This is a genomic window from uncultured Mobiluncus sp., from assembly GCF_902488535.1.
Classification (GTDB): Bacteria; Actinomycetota; Actinomycetes; order Actinomycetales; family Actinomycetaceae; genus Mobiluncus.
Genome location: NZ_CABTWO010000014.1, coordinates 23,345 through 35,679, shown reverse-complemented (window position 1 = coordinate 35,679; position 12,335 = coordinate 23,345). Strand labels below are relative to the sequence as shown.

Genomic DNA, 12,335 nt, shown 5'->3' with positions numbered 1-12,335 from the left:
ATGGGTGCAATGAAGAAAACTATTGAAGCGGTTGAATCCGGAAAAAAGGTTCGTTTTAACCGCTGGAAGCACATGAGTGTGGGTGCTCGCATCTCGGTCATTGTCATTGCCATCGTGGTGCTGATTGCCATCGTGGCACCGCTGATTGCCCCCTACACCGAAAAGGATCTTTTCACTAAGTTCACCGCGCCAGAAACCGCGCATCTCTTCGGTACCGACCACCTCGGCCGTGATATCCTCTCACGCTTGCTGTATGGCTCGCGTTTCTCGCTGTTCATCGGCTTGAGCGCAACCCTGATTGCCCTGATTGTCGGGGCCATCATCGGTTCGGTCGCAGCCGTGGTCCGCAAGTGGATTTCCGAAATCATCATGCGCATTATGGACGTGATTATGGCTATCCCGGGCATTGTTATGGCTGCCATTACGGTTCTTTCCTTCAGCCGCGCCCTTGATCCCGGTAACAAGGTTGGCGTCACCTTCGTGGTGGTGCTTTCCATCGCCTTCGTTTATTCCCCGCAGTTGGCTCGTATCGTCCGGGCCAATGTGATGGCGGCTTATGGTGAGGATTACGTCCGTGCGGTCATCGTTTCCGGTGCTCGCGCCCCCTGGATTTTGTTCAAGCACGTGGTTCGCAACACCGCCGCTCCGGTCTTGGTGTTCGCCACCGTTTTGGTCGCTGACGCCATCATCCTAGAAGCCTCGCTGAGCTTCATCGGGGCTGGCCTGCAATCGGCCACGGTGGCGACCTGGGGCAACGTCCTGGCTGACGCATCCGCTAACGGCTCCCTGATTTTTGGGGCCTGGTGGACCGCATTCTTCCCCGGCGTCCTGATTATGATCACCGTGCTGTGCCTGAACATCCTGTCCGAAGGTATCACCGACGCAATGGTGGCTCCTCCGGCTTCGGCTCCGGTCAAGGTGGAACAAAATACTGCTGACCGTGAAGCCGATGCGCTGCTGCTCGATCCGCGCCGCGCCTACAAGGAACAGGCTGAATCCCTGCAAGCCCGCTTGACGGCCTTGAAGGAAGTTGAATCCAAGCGCAGTGACCGCATGAGTGACGACTTCGAAGGTGAACCGCTGTTGGAGGTGCGCGACCTGTGCATTAAGTTCCCGCGTCACGGGGACGTAAACGTGGTCGACCACGTGAGCTTCTCGGTGCGACGGGGTGAAACCATGGGCCTGGTCGGGGAATCCGGTTGTGGTAAATCCATTACCGCGCTGACCATCATGGGCTTGATTGATCCCAAGGCTGAAATCACCGGCGAAGTCTTTTATCAGGGCCGAGACCTCTTGACGATGAACATAAAGGAACGTCACGCCCTGCTGGGTCACGAAATGGCGATGATTTATCAAGATGCCCTGTCCTCGTTGAACCCGGCGATGCTCATCAGGTCGCAAATGAAGCAGCTGACTAAACGTGGTGGCACCCGCACCGCCGAGGAACTGTTGGAGCTGGTGGGCCTTGATCCCAAGCGCACGCTGGAATCGTACCCGCACGAACTCTCCGGTGGTCAGCGTCAGCGCGTCCTTATCGCTATGGCCTTGACGCGCGACCCCAAGTTGGTCATCGCGGACGAACCGACCACTGCTTTGGACGTGACCGTCCAAAAGCAGGTCATCGACCTGTTGAACGAACTGCGCAACAAGCTCGGTTTCGCCATGGTCTTTGTGTCCCACGACCTGGCCTTGGTCGCCGAAGTCGCACACAAGATTACCGTCATGTACGCCGGTCAGGTTGTGGAACAAGCCCCAACAAGCGAGCTTTTGCAACATCCGACCCACGAATACACCCGTGGCCTGTTGGGTGCGGTGCTGTCCATCGAAGCCGGTTCCGGACGTTTACACCAGGTACCCGGCACGGTGCCTTCGCCCAAGGACTTCCCGGTGGGCGACCGTTTCGCGCCGCGTTCCTCGCACCCCGACTATGGCATGGACATTCCGTTGGAATTCCTGCTGGTCGGTCCCGAGCACATTTACGCCGCCTTGCCCGACAAGGAAGGGGTCTATAAGCGTGCACCTGAATACGCTGCGAGTGGAAAGGAGGGCCAAGCATGAGCGAGACAACCGCAAACGCAAGCGTTATCGAAAACGAAACGCCAGGGACTATTGACCCCGAAACCCCCATCATCGAATTGCAGGAAGTGGAGGTCACATTCAAAGCGCGTACCGGTTCGATTTTCAAGCCGAACCACGTGCGGGCCGTGCGGGGCGTCGACATGAAAATTATGCCCGGCAAAGTCCTTGGTATCGTGGGCGAATCCGGCTGTGGCAAGTCCACAACCGCGAACGTCATGTGCGGGCTCCAAGTCGCTACGAAGGGCAAAGTGTTCTTCATGGGCAAGGACGTCACGAAGCGCAACGCGGCGGACCGACGCCACATCGGCTCGGTTGTGTCCGTGGTTTTCCAAGACCCGGCCACCGCGCTGAACCCGCGCATGAGCGTCCATGACCAGCTGGCTGACCCGTTGCGGGTCCACAGGATTGGCACCAATGAAACTCGGGACAAACGGGTGCGAGAATTGCTGGGGTTGGTGGGCTTGCCGCTGTCAGCTCTCAATGCCCTGCCCGGTCAGCTTTCCGGAGGGCAGCGGCAGCGCGTGGCAATTGCCCGTGCTCTGTCCCTGCACCCGCAAGCCATCATTGCTGATGAACCCACGTCCGCCCTCGATGTTTCCGTGCGCGCCCAGATTCTGAACTTGTTGTCTGACCTTAAGAAAGAACTGGGGTTGGCGATGGTGTTTATTTCGCACGACATTCAAACCGTGCGCTATATTTCGGATCGCATCGCGGTGATGAACGGAGGCAAGGTAGTTGAGGAAGGAGACGCAGCAGCCATTTTTGACCACCCATCGGACCCCTATACTCGTAGCCTTTTGGGTGCCGCGCCTTCCCTGATGCATCCTCAGTTGGATTGACAACTGGCGGCCCGACTAAAACATAGGAGAATTGAGGTATGTCTAAAAAAATTCGCGGCATCGTCCCGCCCCTGACCATCCCGCTAAAGAACGGCGAACTCGATGTGCCTTCGCTAGAGAGGCACATTAATCGTCTGATTACGGCCGGTATCGATGGCTTGTTTGTCCTGGGATCGTCGGGAGAAGTGGCGTTTTCAACCGATGAACGCCGCGGGCAAATCCTTGCCGAATCCAAACGCATCGTGTCTGGTCGCGTCCCCATCATGGCGGGGGTTATCAGCACGGAGACGGACCGGGTTGTGGAACACATTCGCCAGGCCGAAGACATCGGAGTCGATGCGGTGGTGGCGACCGCCCCGTTCTATGCCCTGCAAGGGGTGCGGGAAATTCGGCGGCACTTCGAAATCTTGCGAGAATGCACGGACCTGCCCATTTGGGCTTATGACATTCCCGTATGCGTACACTGGAAGCTGCCAAATGACCTGGTGATGGACCTCGGGAAAGCCGGGGTCCTCAATGGGGTAAAGGATTCTTCCGGCGACGATGTCGGTTTCCGTTTCCTGTCCCGATTGAACGCCGAAGCCGGCCATCCGCTGCAGCTGTTTACCGGTCACGAGGTCGTGGTGGACGGGGCGTACCTGTCCGGCGCGGACGGCTGCGTACCCGGCTTGGGCAACGTCGATCCCGACGGCTACGTGCGTCAGTGGAAAGCCGCTCTCGCTAAGGACTGGGAGACTGTCCGCCTCGAACAGGACCGGCTGGCGGATTTGATGACGATTGTCCAGGTCAAAGACGTACAGGGCTTCGGTGCCGGCATCGGCGCGTTTAAGACAGCGCTGCAGCTGCTGGGGGTGTTCGAGTCTAACGAGATGCCTCGTCCCGTGGCGCCTTTGAGCGGAGAAAACGTCGAGCACGTGCGCAGCGTCTTGCAAAAAGTCGGATTACTCTAGGAACCCGGCTATGACCTCGGATTACGTCATCGCCATAGACCTCGGCGGCACGAAAATTGCTGCTGCCCTGGCGGACCGGGACGGCAATCTGAGCCTGCCTTGCCGAACGGATACGCCCGCTCACGAGGGTGGTGCGGCCGTGGTCGGAGCGATCAACGCCCTGGTGGGTCAGGTCCGCGCGCAGGCTCACGAGAGCGGTATCGACCGGATTGTGGGTGTCGGGATTGGGTCAGCCGGGGTAGTTGACCTCGCGGGGCAGCGGATTATTGCCTCCACCGATGCTATTCGGGACTGGGCCGGCACCGAGGTCGTATCGCTGGTGGAAACAGCGGTGGGTCTGCCCGTCACTTTAGAAAACGATGTGAATGCTCATCTGCGCGGAGAAGCCTGGAAAGGTGCAGGAACCGGGAAAAACTACGTTGCCATGATGGCCCTGGGGACCGGCATTGGCGGAGCTCTGATGATTAACGGGGAAATCCTGGTCGGTCCGCACGGAACCGCCGGTGATTTCGGACACCTGCCAACCCTGCTAGCCACCAAACGAGCCTGCACATGCGGACGCGACGTGCCGCATCTGGAAACCGTGGCTTCGGGACCGGGGTTGTTCGCCTGGTACTTGGAAAACGGCGGGGACCCTGCCGTCGGCGGCACTCGTGAACTGGAAAAACGGGCTCTGTCAGGAGATGCGCTGGCTGCGCGCATTTATACGGAAGTGGCTGCGGAAACCGGGCGGGCCCTGGGATCTATCGTCAATACGGTTGACCCCGAAGTCATGATTGTCGGGGGAGGCTTGGCTAACAGCACGGACATCTGGTGGAAACCCCTCCGGGCGGCTTATCAGGAACAGTTGGTGAATATCCTTCATGAGGTGCCGCTGGTGAAAGCGACTTTGGGCAATGCGGCTGCCCTGGTGGGAGCCGCGAAAAAGATTTGGAACCGAGTTGAGGGCTGAACGAACCCGGCGCGAGACTGCGCTCTAACTACGGAAGGGGAAATGAATGAATGTGCAACGTCAAGCGGTGATTGACGCCATTAAGGGGCGGCTTATCGTCAGTTGCCAAGCATATCCAGGAGAGCCGATGCGGCGGTCTGACATCACTGCCGCGGTGGCGCAGTCGGTCGTGGCGGGGGGAGCTGCCGCGGTGCGCGTCCAGGGGATTGCGGACATTGTGGCGTGCCGTCAGGCGGTGGAGGTGCCCCTGATTGGACTCATTAAGTTTGGTCACGAGGGAGTTTACATAACGCCCTCGATTTCTCACGCGCGCGCCTGTGCCTTGAGCGGGGCGGATGTCATCGCTATCGACGCCACCCTGCGCGAACGGGGAGAGGGCGAGACCTTCGCGGATGCGGTGAGCGCGATGCACGAGGAATTTCCCGGGGTGGCTATCATGGCTGACTGCGCGTCCGTTGAGGACGCGAAGGCAGCTGAACAGGCCGGAGCGGACTTTATCGGCACTACATTGTCGGGCTATACCCCCGGGTATCAATATGCCCGCGCCGCGACTTCAGGACCGGATTTCGATTTCATTGCCGCAGTGTGCCAGGCAGTTCGCGCGCCAATCGTGGTGGAAGGCCGGATTCACAGCCCCCAAGACCTCGCTGCGGTTTACCAATACCCGATTCACGCGGCGTGCGTAGGCACCGCCATCACTCACCCGTGGCGTCTCACTGAATGGTATGTAGACAAACTGCCGAAAGCCTAGCTGCCTAGGGCGCTGCCTGTCTCCATTCACGGGTAAGGCGGCTGATGAGGGAGCACACGGCTCACAATACTTGCGGAGAAACTGAGAGGAAACCGGAACAACATGACGATTTATCGCGCAGACACGTTATTTGACGGCAACCAGGTGTTGGGACCCGGCGCGGTGCGGGTAGAAAACGACCGTATCGCTGAGGTCCTCAGCGGGACGGCGGCCGCACAAGTCCGGGCCGACGTGGATTTCGGGACGGCTATCCTCGCTCCCGGATTCGTGGATATACATTCTCACGGCGGCGGGGGAGAGGCTTTCACCAACGGGGTTGAATCAGCCCGCACCGTCATCGCCACTCACCGCCACGAGGGGACAACTTCCATTATGGCCAGCCTGGTCACGGACACTTTGGACCACCTGGAATCCCAGATTCGAGATTTGACGCCACTCTATGATACCGGCGAAATTTTGGGCATCCACCTGGAGGGCCCGTGGATGGCAGAGGAATACAAGGGTGCGCATGACCCCCAGCTGCTGCGCGACCCGGCTCTGGACGAGGTGCAACGCTTGTGCCAAGCCGGTCCGGTGAAAATGGTGACCCTCGCTATAGAGCGGCGCGGCGGGCTTCAGGCCGTGCGCTGGCTGGTGTCACGGGGAATCATCGCCGCACCGGGACATATGAACGCCGACTACGACACAATGAAAGCCGCTCTCGCTAGTGGGGCGCAAAACGTCACCCACCTGTTCAACGCGATGAAACCGATTCACCACCGCCAGCCCGGCCCGATCGCGGCCGCTTTGGAAACGCCGGGATTGCCGGTAGAACTCATCGCCGACGGCGTGCATTCCCACCCGGCCACCGTGAAGTTCGTGTTTGACACCAAAGGCCGCGACACGGTTTTAGTTACCGATGCAATGGCGGCCGCGGGCTCACCAGACGGGGATTACCTGCTGGGACCCCTCGAGGTCGAGGTTCGCGACGCGGTGGCTCGGCTGAAATCTAACGGAGCCATCGCCGGTTCCACCCTGACCCTGTCCCGGGCAATACGTTTTGCAACTTATACCGCAGGAGTGGATATTTGGTTGGCGATTCATGCCGCTACCGCTCGACCTGCGGCTTTGCTGGGCAGGACCGACATCGGGGTGTTGGCGCCGGGAGCCTACGCGGACTTCGTGGTTGAGTCGAGCGCCCTACAGGTCCAACAGGTGTTTCGTCGCGGTCAGCAAGTGCGTTGAGGTGGAATTCGGAGCTTAGCCGGAAAATCGAAAACAACGGAAGGTAATCATCATGGAAATCATTATTAAACCAACGGCGCAAGATTTGGCGCTTGTCGCCGCGGAGGCAATCTGCGAGGTCTACTCGGACAAACCCACCGCCGTGCTGGGGGTGGCGACGGGTTCCACCCCGCTGCCGATTTACCAAGAGCTTTCGCGTCGGGTTAAGGCGGGGAGTTTGTCTCTGCGCCACGCAAAGGCTTTCCAGCTCGATGAGTACGTGGGGTTGCCCCAGGATCACCCCGAGGCTTACCACAACTTTATCCGCCGCGAATTTGCCGACATTACGGATATAGACCCAAATGAGGTATATGGAGAAGACGGCCTGGCTCCGGACCTGTTAGCGGAGTGTCAGCGCTACGAACAGGCTATAGTAGATGCCGGTGGAATAGATATACAGATTTTAGGTATCGGAGCGGATGGGCATATTGCGTTCAACGAACCAGGCACGTCCTTAAAGTCCTTGACGCACCCCGCGGTGTTGACCGCCCAAACCCGCCGCGACAACGCCCGATTCTTTGACGGAGACATTGATAAGGTGCCTAGGCACGCGCTCACGCAAGGGGTCGGCACGATTTTACGGGCGCGAAAAATCCTGCTCATCGCCACTGGCTCTAACAAAGCTGACGCGGTTCGAGACATGGTGGAGGGTCCGGTTTCTATCTCTTGCACCGGTTCGGCTTTGCAGCTGCACAACAATGTGAAGGTGCTGCTGGATGAGGCGGCCGCCGCGAAGTTAGAGCGCCAGGATTTCTATCGCGAGATTTATGCCAACCGTCCCCAAGGAGCGTGGCTGGGGTTGTAGCCCAAGTATTTGCGGATGCAGCCTCCCCGTGGAGCTGGCCAGGAATTCCATTAGACTAAAACGCATGGAATTTTCTGAACTGCTGCAGGCTCGCTACAGCGTGCGGGCCTACCTTGACAAGCCCGTGGAACCAGAGGTTTTACAAGCCGTCTTGGATGACGCACGCCACTGCGCCTCGTGGTCCAACACGCGCGGATACGTGCTGGCAGTAGCCACAGGGGAACGCTTGGAGCGAATCCGGGCGGACTATGTCAGCCGCGCCGAAACCGCATCCGGAATGCTACGCGGACGGCCCGGCGCCTTCCTACGGGCGCTACGGGAGGGCAAGCTACCCAAAGCCGACTTTAAAACCTGGGGAAAATACCCTCCTGAACTGCGAAAACGCCAGGTAGCAAACGGAAAACGCTACTATGCACACCTGGGGATTGGACGCGGGGACGAACCCGGGCGAGCCCAACAGGTACGCCAAAATCTCGAATTGTTCCAGGCCCCGGTGGGGATTTTCGTGTTTGTCCACCGCTCGCTGCTGCCCTTTTCCGCCCAGGATGCCGGGCTGATGCTGTCCACCCTCATGCTGGCGGCCGCGAACCGGGGGCTCGGAACCGTTGCCATCGGAACGCTCGCCACCTGGCGGACGCCTCTCGAAGCAGAGTTTCGCATCCCCAAAGACTACGGGCTAATCACCGGGCTGGCCCTGGGCTATCCCGACCCGGATGCTCAGATAAACGAGTATCGCGCCGAACACCCGCCGCTTACCCTCGCCGAGCCGCGCGACGGATGATGAAGTCAAGCTGCCACACGATTCCACTATCAGTTGGCGCCATCGATTTGTTTGCCCCTTTTCAATTTTTATGGCATCGTCCAGCGGCAGAAACATTTGCTTCCGCATCTCTGCGGATAAAAGAGGTGCTGGCAGTGGTTTGCGCTGGGGACACAAAGCTGGCCGGATAAACGTGTGCCGCCTAGAGCCATCCGGCGAGGATGAGCACCCCGAGCAGGATAAGCACACTCGGAAAGAGCACCGCCTCGAATCGTTCCAGAACCTCCGCGAGCCCTAAACGTCCGGTAATGAACCACGCCAGAGCCAACAGCGCACCCGCCAACACCAGAAACACCGCGCAGAACATAGCGACTTGCCACCAGGCCGACAAGGCAAAAACCGGCAGATAAACACCGATTTCGTCGCCTCCGTTCGCGATGGTGACCAGGGCGACCGCGCCAACACTGACGGGTTTGCCTTCCAGCTTTGATTCGGCTGACTGTGCGTCCCTGGAATCGTTTGACTCCCGGCGTTCCAAAATTTCCCCAATGCCAGCTTTCACTCCCAGAATCAGTGGTATCAGACCCAACAGATGCAACTGAGCTTCGGGAATGACGAAACCGGAAATCAGATTCAGGATCACGGTGGCTGCCAAAATAGCGCTGAAACCGAGGTATTGACCTGCGCAGATACGCAACGTTGTGCCGGGGCGCTGGTGACCGTGGACAAACCATAAGGTCAGCAGCATCAAGTGGTCGATGTTAGTGACCGCAAAGAGCACCAACGCTTGGGCGAGAGTGGAAAGAATCAGGGAAGCGTTCACGTGTCAATTATCACCGAAAGGTGTTCAACCGATAAAGTCAACATCACCCCGCAATAACCTACCGGCGACCGGCCGCACCGAACTTGTGCATCGGCCGAGGACGCCGAACCGCTCAATCGAGCCTGAGAGAGACGCTAACGGTAGCGGAACTTCGAATTTTACTAACTTTTTTGCACCTTTCGCCCCAGAGCCCTAGACTGGAGAGCAATATAAGCATGACGGAGGCGCAGCCGACATCACTAGCTTCCATAAGGGCTGGGAAATCCTTTAGGGGATGCCCGGAAGCGAAAGGGGAGGTTGCCGAGGACACGAACCGTTCCCGAGGGGAAGCGTCCGGGCGAGCGGAAAATATCTGTTCGACTGTCGCTATTGCGGAGAGCTGTCATGACGCATACGCGCAAAGGTATGGGGTCATGGAGCATGACCCCTTTTTTGGTGGCATGTTCGAGCTTTCGAAAGTTGTTTGCAACGATTGAAAGGACTAATGATGAACAAGATACTGAGTGGTGCGGCCCTGCTGGCTGCAGCTTTTTCCCTCGCCGCGTGCGGGGCAGGTCCCGCGGCTGATAACACAGCTGGTAAAGACGGGGCGATTCCCGGCCTGGAGGACGGTGTTTTCACCGTCGGTATGGAAGCTGCCTACGCTCCCTACAACTGGGCGCAGCCCGATAAATCTAACGACGCGGTGCCCATCAAAGATTCCGCCTTGTACGCCAATGGCTACGACGTGATGACCGCGAAGGAAATCGCGAAAGCGAACGGCTGGAAACTCGAAATCAAGCAGCTGGAGTGGGATTCCCTGATTCCGGCGGTACAGTCCGGGGAAATCGATGCCGCCATTGCGGGTCAGTCCATGACCAAGGAACGCGAGGAAACCGTGGACTTTGCCGGGCCGTATCTGTACGCCCGCATCATTGTGCTGACCAAGGCTGATTCTAAGTTCGCCAACGCGAAAGGCTTGGCTGACCTGGCGGGAGGCCGGACCACCAGCCAAACCGGCACCGTTTGGTATGACACCTTGATTCCGCAAATTAAGGGTGCCCAACGGCAGGCTCCCGCCGAATCCGCACCGGCGATGCTGGTGGCTTTGGAAACCGGCAAGGTTGATTACGTGGTTACCGATATGCCCACCGGTCAAGGAGCTATGGTTGCTTACCCGGACATGAAGATTTTGGACTTCCCCGACGACGGCGACGACTTCCAAGTTTCGGACGAGGACATTAACATCGGCGTGTCCATTAAGAAAGGCAACACCGCTCTGAAGGATGCCATCAACAAGGCCCTGTCCGGCAAGACCGCCAAAGACTTCGATGCCATGATGGCGGATGCGGTAAAGATTCAGCCCCAAGAGGATTAATCCGCCAACCGCACTGGAACACGTCAGGAGAGAAAAATGCTGTGGACACTGTGGCAGGACATCGTAACGCTGCTGAACAAGTACGGTGGCGTGTATTTGACAGGTATCGTCAACACGGTGGTCCTCGCCACTGTCGCCACCTTGCTGGGCTGCGTGATCGGTTTTGCCTGCGGAATCTTGAACACAATTCCCCATCCTCCAACCGATCCCCTGCCCAAGCGGATCATTCTGGCGATTATCCGGGCCATCATCCGGATCTATGTGGAAGTTTTCCGCGGCACTCCGATGATTTTGCAGGCCGTATTCATTTATTACGGTCTGCCCTACTTCACGAATAATGCGCTGCAGTTCCAGTCCATGTGGGGAGTATCGATTTTCGTTGTCTCCATCAACACCGGCGCTTACATCGCCGAATCCGTGCGCGGGGGCATCATCAGCGTCGATCCGGGGCAAACCGAGGGAGCCAGGGCGATTGGCATGACCCACTTCCAGACCATGCTCTATGTCATCTTGCCTCAGGCTTTGCGCAACCTGCTGCCGCAAATCGGTAACAACTTCATCATCAACATCAAAGACACTTCGGTCATGTTCATCATCGGTTTCTCGGAGTTCTTCTCAGTTCACAAGATGGTGTCGGGTGCCGTTTTCAAGTACTTCCCCTCCGCCACCATCGAGATGGTGGGCTATTTGACGCTGACTCTGCTGTCCTCTTTCCTGTTGCGGAAACTGGAAAAGAAGATTGACGGAGACGATGCCTACGAACTGTTGCCCGGTGCGGCGGGCGAGGAACAGAGCGATTACGAATTGATGAATGAAGATCAACTTGTGATGGCCGCCGGAAACTACACATTCCCCGACCCCGCCAAACGTCCGGGACGACCGGCAAAGCCCACCGGGAAACCGGCTCCAGAAAAACCGGCACGCCCCGAGGGAGGACAAAACTCATGAGCGAACCGAACACTACGGCAAGCACCAGCGACGAAATCATCACGGTACGTCACCTCTCAAAGTCTTTCGGCACTCACGAGGTGCTGAAAGACATCGATTTTTCGGTGCGGCCGGGGGACGTGGCGTCCATTATCGGGGCCTCTGGCTCCGGGAAATCGACTTTGCTGCGTTGCATCAATTTGCTGGAAACCCCCACCTCGGGTGAAATCCTCTACCACGGGACAAATATCCTGGACCATTCCATGAAAAAGGCGAAATATCGGTCCAAAGTGGGGATGGTGTTTCAATCGTTCAACCTGTTCAACAATATGACCGTGCTGAAGAACTGCATGATTGGCCAGATGAAAGTCCTGGGTCGGTCTCGCGAGGAATCGCATGAGAAAGCACTGCAGTATCTGGATAAAGTCGGGATGAGCCCGTTCTTGAACGCGAAACCGCGGCAGTTGTCCGGTGGGCAAAAGCAGCGGGTGGCCATTTCTCGCGCTCTGGCGATGGATCCGGAAGTCCTGTTGTTTGATGAACCGACCTCGGCGTTGGATCCGGAAATGGTCGGGGAAGTCATCGAGGTCATTAAGAAGCTGGCCCAGGAAGGCATGACGATGCTGGTGGTGACCCACGAGATGGCTTTCGCCCGCACGGTCAGCAAGAATGTGGTGTTTATGGCAGATGGGGTCATCGCTGAGCAGGGGCCGCCCGAGCAGCTGTTCGGTAACCCGCAGCGGGAACGGACGCGTGATTTTCTGGCGCGATATCTGTAAAAGGCTGCTGTTTCGGATAAACTTCGGAGTGTCGGAGATTTAGCATTCGT

Annotated in this window: 12 protein-coding genes and 1 riboswitch; of the genes, 11 read left to right on the top strand and 1 reads right to left on the bottom strand. The window is 58.1% G+C overall.

All coding sequences use genetic code 11. The annotated features are described in order from the left end of the window. The 8 genes from RDL66_RS06195 to RDL66_RS06160 all read left to right on the top strand — a co-directional run bounded on the left by RDL66_RS06195 (position 1) and on the right by RDL66_RS06160 (position 8,420). Complete coding sequence (locus RDL66_RS06195) at positions 1-2,058, top strand: dipeptide/oligopeptide/nickel ABC transporter permease/ATP-binding protein (RefSeq protein ID WP_308535912.1); 2,058 nt, start codon at positions 1-3, stop codon at positions 2,056-2,058. Continuing rightward, on the top strand, positions 2,055-2,918 hold the full coding sequence (locus RDL66_RS06190; RefSeq protein WP_308535911.1) for an ABC transporter ATP-binding protein: 864 nt from the start codon (positions 2,055-2,057) through the stop codon (positions 2,916-2,918). Before RDL66_RS06195 ends, RDL66_RS06190 begins: the two co-directional genes overlap by 4 nt. A gap of 38 nt (positions 2,919-2,956) precedes the next feature. After that, complete coding sequence (locus tag RDL66_RS06185) at positions 2,957-3,868, top strand: dihydrodipicolinate synthase family protein (protein WP_308535910.1); 912 nt, start codon at positions 2,957-2,959, stop codon at positions 3,866-3,868. A 10-nt stretch (positions 3,869-3,878) separates the two neighbouring features. Beyond that, positions 3,879-4,820: an ROK family protein gene (locus RDL66_RS06180; RefSeq protein WP_308535908.1), complete on the top strand. Its 942-nt coding sequence runs from the start codon at positions 3,879-3,881 to the stop codon at positions 4,818-4,820. A 46-nt stretch (positions 4,821-4,866) separates the two neighbouring features. Beyond that, positions 4,867-5,571 carry an N-acetylmannosamine-6-phosphate 2-epimerase gene (locus RDL66_RS06175; protein WP_308535906.1) on the top strand — a complete coding sequence of 235 codons (705 nt, stop codon included), beginning with the start codon at positions 4,867-4,869 and terminating at the stop codon, positions 5,569-5,571. Between the two features lie 102 nt (positions 5,572-5,673). Continuing rightward, positions 5,674-6,795: an N-acetylglucosamine-6-phosphate deacetylase gene (gene nagA, locus RDL66_RS06170; RefSeq protein ID WP_308535904.1), complete on the top strand. Its 1,122-nt coding sequence runs from the start codon at positions 5,674-5,676 to the stop codon at positions 6,793-6,795. Positions 6,796-6,847: 52 nt separating this feature from the next. Continuing rightward, positions 6,848-7,639: a glucosamine-6-phosphate deaminase gene (gene nagB / locus RDL66_RS06165; protein ID WP_308535903.1), complete on the top strand. Its 792-nt coding sequence runs from the start codon at positions 6,848-6,850 to the stop codon at positions 7,637-7,639. A 64-nt stretch (positions 7,640-7,703) separates the two neighbouring features. Next, complete coding sequence (locus RDL66_RS06160; protein ID WP_308535902.1) at positions 7,704-8,420, top strand: nitroreductase; 717 nt, start codon at positions 7,704-7,706, stop codon at positions 8,418-8,420. Between the two features lie 181 nt (positions 8,421-8,601). On the opposite strand, the gene RDL66_RS06155 is transcribed toward RDL66_RS06160, so the two are convergent. Next, complete coding sequence (locus RDL66_RS06155) at positions 8,602-9,222, bottom strand: cadmium resistance transporter (RefSeq protein ID WP_308535901.1); 621 nt, start codon at positions 9,220-9,222, stop codon at positions 8,602-8,604. Positions 9,223-9,433: 211 nt separating this feature from the next. Next, positions 9,434-9,612: riboswitch (Lysine riboswitch) on the top strand. A 94-nt stretch (positions 9,613-9,706) separates the two neighbouring features. Between RDL66_RS06155 and RDL66_RS06150 the strand changes: the two genes are divergently transcribed. The 3 genes from RDL66_RS06150 to RDL66_RS06140 are packed head-to-tail and all read left to right on the top strand — an operon-like array spanning position 9,707 to position 12,285. Further along, a complete protein-coding gene (locus tag RDL66_RS06150) occupies positions 9,707-10,579 on the top strand; it encodes a transporter substrate-binding domain-containing protein (RefSeq protein ID WP_308535900.1) in 873 nt (290 codons plus the stop codon). A 36-nt stretch (positions 10,580-10,615) separates the two neighbouring features. Then, on the top strand, positions 10,616-11,527 hold the full coding sequence (locus tag RDL66_RS06145; RefSeq protein WP_308535899.1) for an amino acid ABC transporter permease: 912 nt from the start codon (positions 10,616-10,618) through the stop codon (positions 11,525-11,527). Further along, positions 11,524-12,285: an amino acid ABC transporter ATP-binding protein gene (locus tag RDL66_RS06140; protein ID WP_308535897.1), complete on the top strand. Its 762-nt coding sequence runs from the start codon at positions 11,524-11,526 to the stop codon at positions 12,283-12,285. Before RDL66_RS06145 ends, RDL66_RS06140 begins: the two co-directional genes overlap by 4 nt. Positions 12,286-12,335 lie beyond the last annotated feature (50 nt).

Bases quoted from the DNA above. Each gene is read 5' to 3' on its own strand.
- RDL66_RS06140 (WP_308535897.1), top strand. From the start codon at position 11,524: ATGAGCGAACCGAACACTACGGCAAGCACCAGCGACGAAATCATCACG.
- nagA (WP_308535904.1), top strand. From the start codon at position 5,674: ATGACGATTTATCGCGCAGACACGTTATTTGACGGCAACCAGGTGTTG.
- RDL66_RS06150 (WP_308535900.1), top strand. From the start codon at position 9,707: ATGATGAACAAGATACTGAGTGGTGCGGCCCTGCTGGCTGCAGCTTTT.
- nagB (WP_308535903.1), top strand. From the start codon at position 6,848: ATGGAAATCATTATTAAACCAACGGCGCAAGATTTGGCGCTTGTCGCC.
- RDL66_RS06185 (WP_308535910.1), top strand. From the start codon at position 2,957: ATGTCTAAAAAAATTCGCGGCATCGTCCCGCCCCTGACCATCCCGCTA.
- RDL66_RS06180 (WP_308535908.1), top strand. From the start codon at position 3,879: ATGACCTCGGATTACGTCATCGCCATAGACCTCGGCGGCACGAAAATT.
- RDL66_RS06160 (WP_308535902.1), top strand. From the start codon at position 7,704: ATGGAATTTTCTGAACTGCTGCAGGCTCGCTACAGCGTGCGGGCCTAC.
- RDL66_RS06195 (WP_308535912.1), top strand. From the start codon at position 1: ATGGGTGCAATGAAGAAAACTATTGAAGCGGTTGAATCCGGAAAAAAG.
- RDL66_RS06145 (WP_308535899.1), top strand. From the start codon at position 10,616: ATGCTGTGGACACTGTGGCAGGACATCGTAACGCTGCTGAACAAGTAC.
- RDL66_RS06175 (WP_308535906.1), top strand. From the start codon at position 4,867: ATGAATGTGCAACGTCAAGCGGTGATTGACGCCATTAAGGGGCGGCTT.
- RDL66_RS06190 (WP_308535911.1), top strand. From the start codon at position 2,055: ATGAGCGAGACAACCGCAAACGCAAGCGTTATCGAAAACGAAACGCCA.